This is a genomic window from Pseudomonas sp. MEJ086 (genome assembly GCF_030209025.1).
GTDB classification, from domain to species: domain Bacteria; phylum Pseudomonadota; class Gammaproteobacteria; order Pseudomonadales; family Pseudomonadaceae; genus Aquipseudomonas; species Aquipseudomonas fulva_A.
In genome coordinates this window covers 1-15,331 of record NZ_JARVSV010000049.1, presented here as the reverse complement: position 1 = coordinate 15,331, position 15,331 = coordinate 1, and the positions used below count along the sequence as shown (strand labels likewise).

Sequence of the window (15,331 nt, the reverse complement as noted above, 5' to 3'; positions counted from 1 at the left end):
TCATAACCGCCATCGCGAGCAAGCTCGCTCCTACAGTCGGAATTGGGGGCAATCCCGGAAAGCCTGAACGTGCCTCCATCCGTAGGAGCCAGCTTGCTGGCGAGGCGATTTCTTGCGCGACACCGGGGTGAATTTCGCCACCACTGTCGCGAGCGAGCATTGTTAATGCGGGGTCGTCTGAACGCTCGCTGGTGGCCACAACCGGCAATCAGATAGATCGAAATGCGATTGACGCTGTCAGACGCTGACCCGGCTGCCGCAAGGCTGCGCAGCGAAGCTGTCTGCGCAGGCTGATTCGTGCCCGGAAGATGTCGATATAAGGAGAACGGGGATGACCCGAACCGACAAGGAACATTTCATCGGGCTCGAGTGGCTGCGTTTCATACTCGGCCTGTACATCGTGGTCTTCCATACCCTGCACAATTACGCAGAACAGAAGCTGCCGATCATCAAGCAGCTCAGCGGTGTCGGCTTCTTCGCCACCAGTACGTTCTTCGTGCTGTCCGGTTTTCTGCTCGCCCACGTGTACTGCAAGCGCGGTGAGCTGCGTGAGCCGGCGGTGAGTTTCTGGAGCCGGCGTTTCGCCAACCTCTATCCACTGCACATCTTTTCCCTGCTGCTGACCATCACGGTCATCTTCATCATCAGCAACCTGGGCATCCCGCCGGACGAGACCAAGGCCACCATCCGTTTCGTGGTGTACGACACCAACGAAGACATGACCGGGATCTCGCGCACTACCCTCGAACATTTCATGGGCAACGGCGAACTGGCACTCAATACGGTGCTGCAACTGTTCATGCTGCAGGCCTGGAACCCGTTCTACCTGACCTTCAATCCGCCACTGTGGTCGATCTCCACGCTGTTCTTCTTCTACCTCACCTTTCCCTTCGTGGCCCCACGCCTGGCGCGCCTGAAGCACAAGGTGCTGTGGCTGGGCGTGCTCACCCTGATCTACATGATTCCGCCGATTCTGGTGATTCTCAATGGTGACTACGGCATGCCGTTCACCGGCATCCTGCACCGCAACCCCCTGGTGCGCCTGCCGGAGTTCCTTGCCGGCATCCTCGCCTACGGCCTGTTCCGTGACATGCGCGACGCTGGCCGCTCGCCGGGCGGCGCAGGTATCGGCCTGATGATCGTCACGGTGCTGACCTGCTTCTTCGGCGCCGCCTGGTTGGTCGAGGGCGAGCAGTACTGGTATTACCTGCTGCACAACGGCCTGCTGCTGCCGTCGCAAATGATGCTGATCTACCTGTGCGCCCTGGCGCCATCGCCGACCAGTGAGCCGGTACGCCGCTGGTCGCAACGCCTGGGTGCAGCTTCGCTGCCGCTTTTCGTGTTGCACGTGCCGGCCTTCACCCTGTTCTCACGGTCGGAGAAGGTGCTCAGCGTGGCGTCGACCGAGTGCTTCGCCAACTGGGCGCAATGCGCCGTCCAGGCTGGTGAGCAAACCCTGTCGATCGCCTTCTACCCGCTGTTCCTGCTGCTCACCGTGATCCTCTGCGTCTGGGCCCAGGAGAACGCCGTGGTGCCGACCCGCAAGCAGCTCCTCAAGTTTCTGCCTGTGAAGCGCAGCACAGCCTGAGAACCTGCCCTGCCGCGTTGAAAACAGGCTCGGTTTGCTCAGTTACAGCTCGCAACCTCCGCACCCTCGCCTGTTCTTGCGGGGGCGCCCAGCCCTTGTATGGATCCAGCTCGCGAGGTCGTGAACAGGCTCAGAGCGAAGCGGCGGGAAATTCACAGGAATCATCTGCAACGATAACGGTCGGAAGGAGATGTTCGGCCGACCGTGCCGCTGTTTCTTACTGTTTCTGGAGGGATCCGTGATCCTCAAAACCGTCAAGGCATCTGTCCGTCACAGCATGCTTCCAGCCGCGCTGTGCCTGGCCTGCACCACTTCATTGTTCAGTACTCAGGTACTGGCGTTTTCACTCGATGACGTGGCTTCGGAAGCCAAGGAATTGTTGGACAAGCCTTACGCTGCTCCAGCCGTCAACCTGCCCAGTGAGCTGCGCACCCTGCCGTTCACCGACTACCAGAAGATCAAATCGCTCGAAGACAAGTACGAATGGGCCGACAGCAAAACCCCGTTCAAACTGAGTTTCTATCACCAGGGCATGCACTTCGACAGCCCGGTGAAAATCAACGAAGTGACCGCTACCAGCGTCAAGGAAATCAAGTACGACCCTGCGCGTTTCGATTTCGGTGACCTGAAGGTCGACAAGGATGCCGTCAAGAATCTCGGCTACGCCGGTTTCCGCGTGATGTACCCGATCAACGCCAAGGGCAAGTCCGACGAGATCATGAGCCTGCTCGGCGCCAGCTATTTCCGGGTGATCGGCAAGGATCAGGTGTACGGCGCCTCGGCCCGCGGCCTGGCCATCGACACCGCACTGCCGAGTGGTGAAGAGTTTCCGTATTTCCGCGAGTTCTGGATCGAGCGCCCCAAGCCGGAAGACAAGCATCTGGTGATCTTCGCGCTGCTCGACTCGCCGCGCGCCACCGGTGCCTATCGGTTCATCCTGCGCCCGGGCAAGGACTCGGTGGTCGACGTGCAGTCGCGAGTATTCCTGCGTGACAACGTCAACAAGCTGGGCATCGCCCCGCTCACCAGCATGTTCCTGTACGGCTCCAGTCAACGCTCCAGCAAACCCAACTACCGCCCTGCCCTGCACGACTCCAATGGCCTGGCGATCCATACCGGTAACGACGAGCACATCTGGCGCCCGCTGAACAACCCGCAGAACCTTGCAGTGAGCACCTTCGAAGTGGAGAACCCGAAAGGTTTCGGGCTGCTCCAGCGGGGTCGCGACTTCGCTCAATACGAAGACCTGGAAGACCGCTACGAGCAGCGTCCAAGCGCGTGGATCGAACCCAAGGGCGAATGGGGCAAGGGCAAGGTCGAGCTGGTGGAAATCCCCACCCCGGACGAAACCAACGACAACATCGTGGCGTTCTGGACACCTGACGAGCAGCCCAAACCGGGCGAACCGATGGAGTTCGATTACCGCATGCACTGGACCAAGGACGAACGCGCCCAACTTGGTGCGGAAACCGCCTGGGTCAAGCAGACCATGCGCAGTGCCGGCGAAGTCAAGCAGCCCAATCTGACCCGCAAGCTGGATGGCAGCATCGCCCTGCTGGTGGACTTCGAAGGCCCGGCACTGGCCAAACTCAAGTCCGATGCGGCGGTAACGTCCAACTTCAGCGTCAATGACAACGCCGAGTTGCTGGACAACGGCCTGCAGTACAACCCGTCCACCAAGGGCTGGCGCCTGACGCTGCGCTTCAAGGTCAAGGACCCCAAGAAAGCCGTGGAAATGCGCGCGGCTCTGGTCGAGGGTGACAAGACCCTCAGCGAAACCTGGAGCTATCAACTGCCACCCAATACGGTTACCGCCCCATGAAAACCACCGAGCAGTCCGCCCTGGACGAGTACCTGGACAGCCTGCCGCTGAGTGCAACCGAGCGTGAAGCACTGGCCGACTGCCGTGACTTCACCGAACTGCACGGCCGCCTCGGCGGCGCGCAGGCCGCGAGTGCCGAAGAGGCCGTCCACAAGTCGGCTGCCCGACGTATCGAACTGGGCGCCGGAGAACCACTGGAATCCACCGGCCTGCTGTCGCTGGATGCCGCCGGCCGACCGGTTCTGCGGGCAGCCCCGCCCCTCAACCGCACCAAGATGACACCCGAGCCGTGGCGCACCAACCTGCTGACCCGTGGCTTGCGCGCCCTGTTCGGCAAGAGCAACCCGCCCCGCCCGCCCAAACGCGAACTCGAGCCAGCACGCTGGCGCCGGGTCGGCTCGCTGCGTCGCTACGTGTTGCTGCTGCTGATGCTGGGCCAGACCGCCGTCGCTACCTGGTACATGAACAGCATCCTGCCCTATCAGGGCTGGGCGCTGATCAACCTGCAGGAAGTCATGGAGCAAGGCTGGCAGGAAAGCCTGCTGCAGGTACTGCCCTATGTGGTGCAGGGCAGTATTCTGGCCCTGTTCTCGCTGTTGTTCTGTTGGGTGTCGGCGGGTTTCTGGACGGCGCTGATGGGCTTCTGGGAATTGCTGCGTGGTTATGACCGCTACGGTATTTCCGGCAGCAGTGCCGGTGACGAGCCGATCGATGCCAAGGCGCGTACCGCGATCATCATGCCGATCTGCAACGAGGACGTGCCTCGCGTCTTCGCCGGCCTGCGCGCCACCTACGAGTCGGTGAAGGCCTCCGGCGAGCTCGACCAGTTCGACTTCTTCGTGCTCAGTGATACCGGCGACGCCGACATCGCCGTGGCCGAGCAGCGTGCCTGGCTGGAGCTGTGCCAGGAGACCAAGGGTTTCGGCAATATCTTCTACCGCCGTCGCCGCCGCCGCGTGAAGCGCAAGAGCGGCAACATCGACGACTTCTGCCGTCGCTGGGGCGGCGATTATCGCTACATGATCGTGCTCGATGCCGACAGCGTGATGAGCGGCGAATGCCTGACCAAACTGGTTCGGCTGATGGAGGCCAATCCCCAGGCCGGCATCATCCAGAGCTCGCCCAAGGCGGCGGGCATGAATACTCTGTACGCGCGCCTGCAGCAGTTCGCCACGCGCGCCTACGGCCCACTGTTCACTGCCGGCCTGCACTACTGGCAGCTGGGTGAATCCCACTACTGGGGCCACAACGCGATCATCCGCATGCAGCCATTCATCGAGCACTGCGCCCTGGCTCCGCTGCCGGGCACAGGCTCGTTCGCTGGCGCGATCATGTCCCACGACTTCGTCGAAGCGTCGCTGATGCGACGTGCAGGCTGGGGGGTGTGGATCGCCTACGACCTGGAAGGCAGCTACGAAGAGTTACCACCGAACCTGATCGACGAGTTGCAGCGCGACCGTCGCTGGTGCCACGGCAACCTGATGAACTTCCGTCTGTTTCTGGTCAAGGGCATGCACCCGGTGCACCGTGCGGTGTTCCTCACCGGGGTGATGTCCTACCTGTCGGCACCGCTGTGGTTCATGTTCCTGCTGCTCTCCACTGCCCTGCTGGCCATTCACACGCTGATGGAGCCGCAGTACTTCCTGGTACCTGGTCAGTTGTTCCCGGTGTGGCCAAGGTGGAACCCGGAAAAAGCCATCGCACTGTTCTCCACCACCCTGACCCTGCTGTTCCTGCCCAAGCTGCTGGCCGTGATCCTCATCTGGATCAAGGGCGCCAAAGCTTACGGCGGTGCGTTCAAGGCGACCCTGAGCATGCTGCTGGAGATGCTCTTCTCGGTGCTGCTGGCACCGGTGCGCATGCTGTTCCACACCATGTTCGTCAGCGCCGCGTTCCTGGGCTGGTCCGCCACCTGGAACTCACCGCAGCGTGACAACGGCATCACCACCTGGGGCGACGCCGTACGCCGCCATGGCTGGCAGGCCCTGCTGGGCGTGGGCTGGACAGCGGGCGTGGCGTGGCTCGACCCGAACTTCCTGTGGTGGCTGTCGCCGATCGTGGTGTCGCTGATGCTGTCGATTCCGGTGTCGGTGTTCTCCAGCCGCCTGAGCCTGGGGCTGCGCAGCAAGAAGGGCAACCTGTTCCTGATTCCCGAGGAGTCCAACCCGCCTCAGGAGCTGCTCTCCACCTATGCCTATACCCGGCATAATCGCGAGCATGCCATGGAAAACGGTTTCATCGAAGCCGTGCTGCGCCCCTTCCCCAATGCGCTGGCATGCGCCATGGCCACGGCTCGTCACGGCAACGCCGCGCTGATCGAACAGGCACGGCAACGTGCCCTCGGTGAAGCACTGGAACTGGGCCCCAAAAAGCTCGACGGCAAGAGCAAGCTGGCATTGCTCAGTGACCCGGTACTGCTCGCTCGCCTGCATGCGCAGTTGTGGCAGCAGGCCGAGCAGCACCCGCTGTGGCGCCACGCTTACAACCAGAGCACGCCCACCCAGGCGGATCGCGGCAACCTGGCGCTCAAGCTGCCCGAGGTTGGCGTAACCGCTCCTCTGGTCAACTGAGCGCAGGCATCCGCCACGCGCGCAACCAGCCCAGGCTGGCACGGGTATCGCCGTCTTCGAGGCGGTACTCGGCGCCCAGCCAGCCGCGGTACCCTCCCGCCTCCAGCGCCTGCCGCACCCTAGCGAAATCGACATCCCCACTGCCCGGCGCACCGCGCCCCGGACAGTCGGCGAATTGCACATGGCCGATTCGGCCAACCAGTGCTTCGACGGCCACCAGCGGATCGATACCCTGTCGCGCCATGTGATAGATATCCAGCTGAGCGCGGAAATTGCCGTGGTCGACCCGCTCCAGCAGTGCTTGCAGGTGTTCCGGCGTGTTGACCAGAAACCCCGGCATGTCGATGGGGTTGATCGCCTCGCTGACCACGCCGATCCCCAGCGTCTGGAACGCCTCTGACGCCTTGCGGATGTTGTTGCTCAAGGTGGTCAGCGCCTGCTCCCGCTCGAGCCCTGCAGCCAGCCGTCCGGACAGGACGTTGATGGACTGCGGTCGAACCATGGCGGCGTAGGTCAGCGCCTCCTGCAACGCTTCGTCGAACGCCGCCTGACGTGCAGGCACCGCCGCCAGCCCAGGCCCGCCAGCCATGAAGTCGCCAGCCGGAAAATTCATCAGCGCCAGCGGCATGCCCGCCCGTGCCAGTTCGTCCTTCAAGCGAAGCGCAGGGACTTCGTAGGGGAACTGGATTTCCACGCCCTCGAAACCCGCCGCAGCGGCGGCGACGATACGCTCGAGCAACGGCCGCTCGGTGAACAGCATCGTCAGGTTGGCGGATAGTTTCATGCACGACTCCAGACTGGTGCCAGCCGATGCACCGACCGGCCTCGAAATGAATGAACCAGCTCGCCACATAGCGGCGCTGGCGGCGATGAATCAGATGTGACAACGCAATCTGCAGCGCTTACAGACCATCCTTCTCGAGATGATCGAGATCTACCGGATCGCCACTGTGGGCACCCAGACGCTGGCGGATATCCTCGAACATCTGGTCGAACTCTTCATGCTCGTGACTGATCAGCACCACGCTGGTCGGCAAACCATGCTTGTGAGCCAGGCGGCTGACCACACTGGCGAAGTTGAAGGCGGTGTCACGGTGCAGCTCGAACGACTCGTCGAAAGCCGCTCCAGCGATTTCACCCTTGAGGGACATGTGCAGCATTGGCCCTTCGGCCGCATCCTGACGCACGTCGTAATGCAGGTCGATGGCATAGGTGGGTATCTCACCCACCGCCAGGCTGTTGCCGCGAAATAAATGGCCGGGCTCGAACATAAGTGGTCTCCTGAGCTGAAGGATTGCCGGAAACGTCAATCCGCTTCCGGGCTCCTGAGCATAGACACCTGGCCTCAGAGATGATCCCAGCCACCCTGCGAACCAAATCAGTGCATTAAAAGCACCAAAATGAATCACTAAAGCCGCTTTATCCGTCTTCGAAAACACCATTCCAGAGCGATTGAAACGCGCGTTCGAAGTCGACGCTACTTTTCGGCGCGCTCCTGCACCAGAACCCAGGGCGCAACGACCACAGCCCAAAGCGACGGATCACGGGTGAGCAGATCCTCGGCGCGTACATCGTTCAACAGCGCGACGCGCCCCGAATCCAGCCAGGCAGCGACGTCGTCGCGACGATTTTCGGCAACCGCCTCGGCCACCGCGATCAGGTCCTCATCGCTGTCGACCCACAGCAGCGAGCCGCGCGCGAAGAACGGTTGCAGCTCCTGCCAACGGATGGGGGCGGTTTCGCCGAGCAATTTGGCATAGAGGGTGCTTGGTTGTTCGTTCATGGCAGGTTCCATCGTGAAGGGTCGTATTTCTGACGGCCGCCATGATAACGACGGGCGACTGACAGGCAAGCCGTGTCAACCACCCGTCAGTCAGGAATCCGCCGTTTTTCTATACATTTCTTGCAATTACGCGACATTCCTACTCTTCTTCCTCGACTGCCGACTTTCCAAGGCGCAAATCAGCGCTCTACACTGTATCGGTACAGTTGCCGGGGGTATGGCCGGAAAAGTCGACTCCGGTTCTGCTGCTTTGGCTGCCAGAACTACAACAATGAACACAACGAGTGGAGCACTAATGAACAACGCTACTAAGCAGATTTCCAAGCTGTTCGCCGCTATGGCCCTGGCTGGCGCTGCCAGCTACTCGGTCGCCGCAGACACCATCAAGATCGCCATGGCTGGCCCGGTGACCGGTGCTGTTGCCCAGTACGGCGAGATGCAGTTCATCGGTGCCAAGATGGCCATCGAACAGATCAACAAGGCCGGTGGCGTCAACGGTGCTCAGCTCGAAGGCGTGGTCTACGACGACGCCTGCGATCCCAAGCAAGCCGTGGCCGTTGCCAACAAGATCGTCAACGATGGCGCCAAGTTCGTCGTTGGCCACCTGTGCTCCAGCTCCACTCAGCCGGCTTCGGACATTTACGAAGACGAAGGCATTCTGATGATCACTCCGGCCGCTACCAGCCCGGAAATCACCGCCCGTGGCTACGAGCTGATCTTCCGCACCATCGGCCTGGACAGCCTCCAGGGCCCGACCGCTGGCAACTTCATTGCCGACAAGATCAAGCCGAAGAACGTTGCCGTCATCCATGACAAGCAGCAGTACGGTGAAGGCATCGCCAGTGCGGTCAAGCAGACCCTGGAATCCAAAGGCGTGAAAGTCGGCGTGTTCGAAGGCATCAATGCCGGCGACAAGGACTTCTCCTCGCTGATCGCCAAGCTCAAGCAACAGGGCGTTGATTTCGTCTACTACGGCGGCTATCACCCAGAGCTGGGCCTGCTGCTGCGTCAGTCCAAGGAAAAAGGCCTCGACGTTCGCTTCATGGGTCCGGAAGGCGTAGGCAACAAGGAAATCTCGGCCATCGCTGGCCCGGCTTCCGAAGGCATGCTGGTCACCCTGCCGCAATCCTTCGACCAGGATCCGAAGAACAAGGCGCTGGTTGATGCGTTCAAGGCCAAGAACGAAGACCCAACCGGTCCATTCGTGTTCCCGGCCTACGCTGCCGTTCAGGTCATTGCCGGTGGTATCGAGAAAGCCGGCAGCACCGACACCGCCGAAGTAGCGGCCGCCCTGCGCGCCAACACCTTCGACACCCCGACCGGCACCCTTGGCTTCGACGAGAAGGGTGACCTGAAGGACTTCAACTTCGTGGTTTACGAATGGCACCAGGACGGCACCAAGTCCGAAGCCAAGTAAGTCCCCCCGCCTGAGCCTAAAGCCCACTGCACACGCAGTGGGCTTTGTTTATTGAAAGAATTCCGGTTTCGCGCTGCGCCACAAGCGCTGCCGTGCGCGACGACCCAGGAGTTAGGCAATGCCTGATCTTTATCACTACCTGCAACAGCTGCTCAACGGTCTTACCGTCGGCAGTACCTATGCCCTGATCGCCATCGGCTACACGATGGTCTACGGCATCATCGGCATGATCAACTTCGCCCATGGCGAGGTGTACATGATCGGTTCCTACGTCGCCTTCATCGCCATCACGCTGCTGGCCATGATGGGACTCGACAGCCTGCCCCTGATCATGATCTGCGCCTTCGCGGCGAGCATCATCGTCACCAGTGCTTTCGGTTACAGCATCGAACGGGTTGCCTACCGGCCGCTACGCGGCGGTAACCGGCTGATCCCGCTGATTTCCGCGATCGGCATGTCGATCTTCCTGCAGAACGCCGTCATGCTTTCCCAGGACTCGAAAGACAAGGCCATCACCAACCCGCTGCCGGGCAACTTCATCTTTGGCGAAAGCGCCATGAATGGCGTGGTGATCTCTTATATGCAGGTGCTGATCTTCGTGGTCACCTTCCTGACCATGATCGGCCTCACCCTGTTCATCTCCCGCTCCCGCCTGGGCCGCGCCTGCCGCGCCTGTGCCGAGGACCTGAAGATGGCCAACCTGCTCGGCATCAACACCAACAACATCATCGCCCTGACCTTCGTCATCGGCGCCGCACTGGCAGCCGTCGCCGCCGTGCTGCTGGGCATGCAATACGGCGTGATCAACCCGCACCTGGGCTTCCTCGCCGGCATCAAGGCGTTCACTGCCGCAGTACTCGGCGGCATCGGCAGCATCCCGGGGGCCGTGCTTGGCGGCCTGGTGCTGGGCGTTGCCGAAGCCTTCGGCGCCGATATCTTCGGTGATCAGTACAAGGATGTCGTCGCCTTCAGCCTGCTGGTACTGGTACTGCTGTTCCGCCCGACCGGTATCCTCGGCCGTCCGGAGGTTGAAAAGGTATGAGCAAGAACCTCAAGACCGCCCTGTTCAGCAGCATCCTTCTGCTGCTGATCTCCTACCCGATCCTCGGCCTCAAGCTCAGCGTCGTCGGCATCAGCCTGCAGGTGAGCGGCGCCAGCGCCAAGACCCTGTGGACTATCGGCATCGCCGCTGCGCTGCTGTTCGTCTGGCATCTGGTGCTGCGTGATCGCCTGCTCGGCGGTGACAGGCTCAAAGGTGTTCTGCCGGCCGTGCCGCAGAACCTGAAGGACTCGCTGACCCTGCCCAGCGTGCAGCGCTGGATCATGCTGGCGCTGTTCGTGGTGGCGTTGGCCTGGCCGTTCTTCGGCTCCCGCGCGGCGGTGGACATCGCCACGTTGATCCTCATCTACGTGATGCTGGGCATCGGCCTGAACATCGTGGTCGGGCTCGCCGGGCTGCTCGACCTGGGTTACGTCGGCTTCTACGCGGTGGGTGCCTACACCTATGCGCTGCTCGCCGAGTACGCAGGCTTCGGTTTCTGGACGGCATTGCCGATAGCCGGGCTGATGGCGGCCACCTTCGGCTGCTTGCTGGGCTTCCCGGTACTCAGGCTACGCGGTGACTATCTGGCCATCGTGACCCTGGGTTTCGGTGAGATCATCCGCATCATGCTGCGCAACCTCACCGACATCACCGGCGGCCCGAACGGCATCAGCTCGATTCCCAAGCCGGAACTGTTCGGCCTGTCGCTGGATCGTCGCGCACCGGATGGTGGCCAGACCCTGCATGACTTCCTCGGCATCGCCTACAACTCCACCTACAAGGTGATCTTTCTCTACCTGATCGCCCTGCTTCTGGTGCTGCTGGCCATCTTCGTGATCAACCGCCTGATGCGCATGCCGATCGGCCGCGCCTGGGAAGCCTTGCGCGAAGATGAAATCGCCTGCCGTGCCCTGGGCCTCAACCCGACCACGGTCAAGCTCTCGGCCTTCACCATCGGCGCCAGCTTCGCCGGTTTCGCCGGCAGCTTCTTCGCCGCCCGCCAGGGGCTGGTGACGCCGGAGTCGTTCACCTTCATCGAGTCGGCGATGATCCTCGCCATCGTCGTGCTGGGTGGCATGGGCTCGCAGCTCGGCATCATATTCGCGGCCATCGTGATGACCCTGTTGCAGGAGATGCGCGACTTCAACGAGTACCGCATGCTGATATTCGGTCTGACCATGATCGTGATGATGATCTGGCGTCCGCAGGGCCTCATGCCCATGCAGCGCCCACACCTGGAGTTGAAACAACGATGAGCCGCCCGATTCTAGAAGTGAGCGGCCTGTCCATGCGTTTTGGCGGCCTGCTGGCCGTCAACGGGGTCAGCCTCTCGGTCAATGAAAAACAGGTTGTGTCGATGATCGGCCCGAACGGTGCCGGCAAGACCACGGTGTTCAACTGCCTGACCGGTTTCTACAAACCGACCTCGGGCAGCATCCGCCTCAACGGCGAACAGATCGAAGGCCTGCCGGGCCACAAGATCGCTCGCAAGGGTGTGGTGCGTACCTTCCAGAACGTTCGCCTGTTCAAGGAAATGACCGCGGTGGAAAACCTGCTGGTCGCCCAGCACCGCCACATCAACACCAACTTCCTCTCCGGCCTGTTCAAGACCCCGGCGTTTCGCCGCAGTGAGCGCGAGGCCATGGATTACGCGGCGCATTGGCTGGAACAGGTCAACCTGACCGAATTCGCCAACCGCACCGCCGGTACCCTGGCCTACGGCCAGCAGCGCCGCCTGGAGATCGCCCGCTGCATGATGACCCGACCGAGCATCCTCATGCTCGACGAGCCGGCCGCTGGCCTCAACCCACGGGAAACCGACGACCTGAAAGCGCTGATCGGCGTGCTGCGTGACGAGCACAACGTGACCGTGCTGCTGATCGAACACGACATGAAGCTGGTCATGAGCATTTCCGACCATATCTTCGTGATCAACCAGGGCACGCCCCTGGCCGACGGCACGCCGGAGCAGATCCGCGACAATCCGGACGTGATCAAAGCCTACCTGGGGGAAGCGTAAATGCTGTATTTCGACAACGTTTCCACCTTCTACGGCAAGATCCAGGCGCTGCACGGGGTCAGCGTGGAAGTGCGCCAGGGTGAGATCGTGACCCTGATCGGTGCCAACGGCGCCGGCAAATCCACCCTGCTGATGACCCTTTGCGGCACTCCTCAGGCCACCAGCGGCAGCATCCGTTATCAGGGTGAAGAACTGGTCGGCATGGAAACCCCGCTGATCATGCGCAAGAGCATCGCCGTGGTGCCGGAAGGCCGCCGCGTGTTCGCGCGCCTGACCGTCGAGGAGAACCTCGCCATGGGCGGCTTCTTCGGCAGCAAGGCGGACAATCAGGAGCAACTGGACAAGGTGCTACACCTGTTCCCGCGCCTCAAGGAACGCCTTGTACAGCGCGCCGGCACCATGTCCGGTGGCGAACAGCAGATGCTCGCCATCGGCCGTGCGCTGATGAGCAAGCCCAAGCTGCTGCTGCTCGACGAGCCATCTCTGGGCCTGGCACCGATCATCATCCAGCAGATCTTCGACATCATCGAACAGCTGCGCAAGGACGGTGTGACCGTGTTCCTGGTCGAGCAGAACGCCAACCAGGCGCTCAAGCTGGCCGACCGTGGCTACGTACTGGAAAACGGCCGGATCGTCATGCAAGGCAGTGGTCATGATCTGTTGAACGATCCGAAGGTGCGTGACGCCTACCTGGGCGGCTAACAGGCTTTCGGAAACGATCCACGTTTTCGACACCCTGCTTGTCTTGCCGATGCCCTGCGGCCGCAATGGCCGCCGGGCAGATTTACCCTGAACGATGCCGGCGGCACTCCAGTCCCAATACTGAACGGACGAAAACAGGAGTAGCCCCCATGCTGAAGTTCCTCGGCAGCACCATCGGTATCATCTTCCTTATCGGCCTGCTGGTCGTGATCGGCATTTTCTCGCTGATTTTCTGATCGGCAGAACCTGCGAGCCGGGCGCCCTGCCCGGCTTTGTTCATGCCACGCGCATGACACGCCTCGCGGCGGTACAATGGGCATCTACTCGCTGACGATGTCCTGCCATGACCGAACCCTTACGCCTCTCCAAACGCCTGATCGAACTGACCGGCTGCTCGCGCCGCGAGGCCGAACTGTATATCGAAGGCGGCTGGGTCACGGTCGACGGCGAGGTGGTCGACGAACCTCAGCGCAAGGTGACCGACGAAACGGTGGCGCTGCTCCCGGATGCCGTCGCTGAACCTCTGGTACCGGTCACCCTGCTGCTGCACATCCCCAGCGGCCGTTTTCCCGAACGTGCAGCCGAAGAAATCGGCCCGGACAGCCGCTGGCCGGAAGACCGCTCCGAGCAGCGCACGCTGAAGGGTCACTTCACCAACCTGACGCCCTGTATCCCCCTGCAAGCGGGCGCCGACGGTCTGCATGTGCTGACTCAGGACTGGCGTATCGAGCGCAAGCTCAAGGACGACCTGAGCAAGCTGGAGCAGGAATACGTGGTCGAGGTCAGCGGTGAATTGTCGGATCGAGACCTCAAGCGACTCAATCACGGCCTGGTGTTCAACGGCACGCCGCTGGCGCCCTGCAAGGTCAGCTGGCAAAACGAGACCCGCCTGCGTTTCGCCCTGAAGAACCCACTGCCGGGTCAGTTGGTGTTCATGTGCAACAGCGTTGGCCTCAAGGTACTGGGCATGAAGCGCATCCGCATCGGCGCGGTACCGATGTCCAAGGTGCAACCGGGGCAGTGGCGCTATCTGGGCGCCAAAGAACGTTTCTAGGGACCCGTCGACGCCAGCTAGCGCGGCGTCGCAATCGGCTCCCAACCACTATTTTCCGGCCTCGCCATCTGGCGCGGGCCTCTCCAATCAGGAATCTTCATGCTCAATAATGATGTGCTGCGCAGCCTGCGCTACATGCTCGATGTCAGCGATGCACAACTGGCCGAGATCGTTCAGTTGGGTGGCAAAACGGTAACCGCTGAAGAAATCGCGGCGGTACTGAAGAAGGATGACGAGCCGGGCTATCAGGATTGCAGCGACGATCTGCTGGCCCATGCCCTCGATGGCCTGGTGTACTTCAAACGTGGCAAGGATGACAGCCGCCCGGCTCCGGCTCTGGAGCTGCCAGTCAGCAACAATCAGGTGCTGAAGAAGCTTCGCGTGGCTTTCGAGCTCAAGGAAGACGACGTGCATGCCATCATGCGCAGCGTCGATTTCCCCGTATCGAAACCGGAAATGAGCGCGCTGTTCCGCAAGCAGGGCACCAGTAACTATCGCGTCTGTGGCGATCAGTTCCTGCGCAACTTTCTCAAGGGCCTGACCCAGCGCCTGCGTGACTGACAGCCCATGAGCTACCAGGTTTCGCCCATCGGTCATGTGCGCTCCTGCTTCAAGGAGAAGTTCGCCATACCGCGCCAGCCGCAGCTGGCACCCGCTGCACGCGGCGTGCTTGAGCTGTGCCCGCCGTTCGATCAGGGCGATGCAGTGCAGGGCCTGGAGCAGGTCAGCCATGTCTGGCTGCTGTTTCTCTTCCACCAGGCGCTGGAAGACAAGCCCAGGCTCAAGGTGCGCCCTCCCCGTTTGGGCGGCAACCGTGCAATCGGCGTGTTCGCGACCCGGGCGACCCATCGCCCCAACGGGATCGGTCAATCGGTGGTGCGCCTGGATCGTGTCGAGAGCGGACGCCTGTGGTTGTCGGGCATCGACCTGCTCGACGGCACCCCGGTGCTCGACGTCAAACCCTACGTGCCCTATGCCGACTGCGTGCCCGATGCCCACAACCATATCGCTGCGCACGCTCCCGTGCGGATCGAGGTGCAATGGCAGGACAGCGCATTGGCCCAGGCCCACGAACACGGCCTGCGCCTCGACGAGCCACTGGTCAAGCTGATCGAACAGTGCCTGGCGCAGGACCCGCGCCCCGCCTACCAGCAGCCCCAGCCGGAGCGCCGCTACGGCGTGCGCCTGTGGGATGTCGAGGTGCATTGGCACTACCCACAACCCGGCTGCATTCGCGTGCTGGATGTCACCCTGCCGTAGGCGGACAGCTCGATCCGATTGGTGGGCTGAAGCCCACCCTACCCCAGTCCTGCGGTGAGGACGCCAAGTGCGC

General features: G+C 61.9%; 14 protein-coding genes and 1 pseudogene. 12 read left to right on the top strand and 3 right to left on the bottom strand.

Going from position 1 to position 15,331, the window contains the following annotated elements; genetic code table 11:
• Positions 1 to 331: 331 nt before the first annotated feature.
• The 3 genes and pseudogenes from QRN22_RS24940 to mdoH all read left to right on the top strand — a co-directional run.
• Positions 332 to 1,588: an acyltransferase family protein gene (locus QRN22_RS24940; protein ID WP_042556475.1), complete on the top strand. Its 1,257-nt coding sequence runs from the start codon at positions 332 to 334 to the stop codon at positions 1,586 to 1,588.
• Positions 1,589 to 1,865: 277 nt separating this feature from the next.
• Positions 1,866 to 3,410, top strand: coding sequence for a glucan biosynthesis protein G (locus tag QRN22_RS24935; RefSeq protein ID WP_042556488.1), 1,545 nt, complete (start codon positions 1,866 to 1,868; stop codon positions 3,408 to 3,410).
• Positions 3,407 to 5,902: pseudogene (gene mdoH / locus QRN22_RS24930) on the top strand (glucans biosynthesis glucosyltransferase MdoH); the annotation flags it as partial. The gene QRN22_RS24935 and the pseudogene mdoH, both read left to right, overlap by 4 nt.
• A 70-nt stretch (positions 5,903 to 5,972) precedes the next feature.
• Here the strand turns inward: mdoH and QRN22_RS24925 are convergent.
• The 3 genes from QRN22_RS24925 to QRN22_RS24915 all read right to left on the bottom strand — a co-directional run bounded on the left by QRN22_RS24925 (position 5,973) and on the right by QRN22_RS24915 (position 7,763).
• Positions 5,973 to 6,764, bottom strand: coding sequence for a hydroxypyruvate isomerase family protein (locus QRN22_RS24925; protein ID WP_042556477.1), 792 nt, complete (start codon positions 6,762 to 6,764; stop codon positions 5,973 to 5,975).
• 118 nt (positions 6,765 to 6,882) lie between these two features.
• Complete coding sequence (locus tag QRN22_RS24920) at positions 6,883 to 7,251, bottom strand: DUF5064 family protein (protein WP_042556478.1); 369 nt, start codon at positions 7,249 to 7,251, stop codon at positions 6,883 to 6,885.
• A 206-nt stretch (positions 7,252 to 7,457) separates the two neighbouring features.
• Positions 7,458 to 7,763, bottom strand: coding sequence for a DUF2288 domain-containing protein (locus QRN22_RS24915; protein WP_042556479.1), 306 nt, complete (start codon positions 7,761 to 7,763; stop codon positions 7,458 to 7,460).
• Between the two features lie 295 nt (positions 7,764 to 8,058).
• On the opposite strand from QRN22_RS24915, the gene QRN22_RS24910 reads away from it, so the two are divergent.
• From QRN22_RS24910 to tsaA, 9 genes are all read left to right on the top strand, one after another.
• Positions 8,059 to 9,180 (top strand): branched-chain amino acid ABC transporter substrate-binding protein, encoded by a 1,122-nt coding sequence (locus tag QRN22_RS24910; protein ID WP_042556480.1) that lies wholly within the window; start codon positions 8,059 to 8,061, stop codon positions 9,178 to 9,180.
• Positions 9,181 to 9,298: 118 nt separating this feature from the next.
• Positions 9,299 to 10,222 (top strand): high-affinity branched-chain amino acid ABC transporter permease LivH, encoded by a 924-nt coding sequence (gene livH, locus QRN22_RS24905; protein ID WP_042556481.1) that lies wholly within the window; start codon positions 9,299 to 9,301, stop codon positions 10,220 to 10,222.
• The gene (locus QRN22_RS24900; protein WP_042556482.1) at positions 10,219 to 11,478 is read left to right on the top strand and encodes a high-affinity branched-chain amino acid ABC transporter permease LivM; all 1,260 of its coding nucleotides are present in this window, start codon (positions 10,219 to 10,221) and stop codon (positions 11,476 to 11,478) included. The genes livH and QRN22_RS24900 overlap by 4 nt, the downstream gene beginning before the upstream one ends.
• Positions 11,475 to 12,242 (top strand): high-affinity branched-chain amino acid ABC transporter ATP-binding protein LivG, encoded by a 768-nt coding sequence (livG, locus tag QRN22_RS24895; RefSeq protein WP_042556483.1) that lies wholly within the window; start codon positions 11,475 to 11,477, stop codon positions 12,240 to 12,242. The genes QRN22_RS24900 and livG overlap by 4 nt, the downstream gene beginning before the upstream one ends.
• Complete coding sequence (locus QRN22_RS24890; protein WP_042556484.1) at positions 12,243 to 12,944, top strand: ABC transporter ATP-binding protein; 702 nt, start codon at positions 12,243 to 12,245, stop codon at positions 12,942 to 12,944.
• Between the two features lie 65 nt (positions 12,945 to 13,009).
• Entirely contained in the window at positions 13,010 to 13,180 is a 171-nt protein-coding gene (locus QRN22_RS24885; protein ID WP_179537604.1) for a small membrane protein YohP, read from the top strand.
• A gap of 107 nt (positions 13,181 to 13,287) precedes the next feature.
• On the top strand, positions 13,288 to 13,998 hold the full coding sequence (locus tag QRN22_RS24880; protein WP_042556485.1) for an rRNA pseudouridine synthase: 711 nt from the start codon (positions 13,288 to 13,290) through the stop codon (positions 13,996 to 13,998).
• Between the two features lie 99 nt (positions 13,999 to 14,097).
• Positions 14,098 to 14,559, top strand: a complete 462-nt coding sequence (locus QRN22_RS24875; protein ID WP_042556486.1) for a YehS family protein — start codon at positions 14,098 to 14,100, stop codon at positions 14,557 to 14,559.
• Between the two features lie 6 nt (positions 14,560 to 14,565).
• Complete coding sequence (tsaA, locus tag QRN22_RS24870) at positions 14,566 to 15,258, top strand: tRNA (N6-threonylcarbamoyladenosine(37)-N6)-methyltransferase TrmO (RefSeq protein WP_042556487.1); 693 nt, start codon at positions 14,566 to 14,568, stop codon at positions 15,256 to 15,258.
• The last annotated feature ends 73 nt before the right edge of the window (positions 15,259 to 15,331 follow it).

Bases quoted from the DNA above. Each gene is read 5' to 3' on its own strand.
- QRN22_RS24935 (WP_042556488.1), top strand. From the start codon at position 1,866: ATGCTTCCAGCCGCGCTGTGCCTGGCCTGCACCACTTCATTGTTCAGT.
- QRN22_RS24875 (WP_042556486.1), top strand. From the start codon at position 14,098: ATGCTCAATAATGATGTGCTGCGCAGCCTGCGCTACATGCTCGATGTC.
- QRN22_RS24920 (WP_042556478.1), bottom strand. From the start codon at position 7,251: ATGTTCGAGCCCGGCCATTTATTTCGCGGCAACAGCCTGGCGGTGGGT.
- QRN22_RS24940 (WP_042556475.1), top strand. From the start codon at position 332: ATGACCCGAACCGACAAGGAACATTTCATCGGGCTCGAGTGGCTGCGT.
- tsaA (WP_042556487.1), top strand. From the start codon at position 14,566: ATGAGCTACCAGGTTTCGCCCATCGGTCATGTGCGCTCCTGCTTCAAG.
- livH (WP_042556481.1), top strand. From the start codon at position 9,299: ATGCCTGATCTTTATCACTACCTGCAACAGCTGCTCAACGGTCTTACC.
- QRN22_RS24900 (WP_042556482.1), top strand. From the start codon at position 10,219: ATGAGCAAGAACCTCAAGACCGCCCTGTTCAGCAGCATCCTTCTGCTG.
- QRN22_RS24890 (WP_042556484.1), top strand. From the start codon at position 12,243: ATGCTGTATTTCGACAACGTTTCCACCTTCTACGGCAAGATCCAGGCG.
- QRN22_RS24925 (WP_042556477.1), bottom strand. From the start codon at position 6,764: ATGAAACTATCCGCCAACCTGACGATGCTGTTCACCGAGCGGCCGTTG.
- QRN22_RS24885 (WP_179537604.1), top strand. From the start codon at position 13,010: ATGGCCGCCGGGCAGATTTACCCTGAACGATGCCGGCGGCACTCCAGT.
- QRN22_RS24910 (WP_042556480.1), top strand. From the start codon at position 8,059: ATGAACAACGCTACTAAGCAGATTTCCAAGCTGTTCGCCGCTATGGCC.
- QRN22_RS24915 (WP_042556479.1), bottom strand. From the start codon at position 7,763: ATGAACGAACAACCAAGCACCCTCTATGCCAAATTGCTCGGCGAAACC.
- livG (WP_042556483.1), top strand. From the start codon at position 11,475: ATGAGCCGCCCGATTCTAGAAGTGAGCGGCCTGTCCATGCGTTTTGGC.
- QRN22_RS24880 (WP_042556485.1), top strand. From the start codon at position 13,288: ATGACCGAACCCTTACGCCTCTCCAAACGCCTGATCGAACTGACCGGC.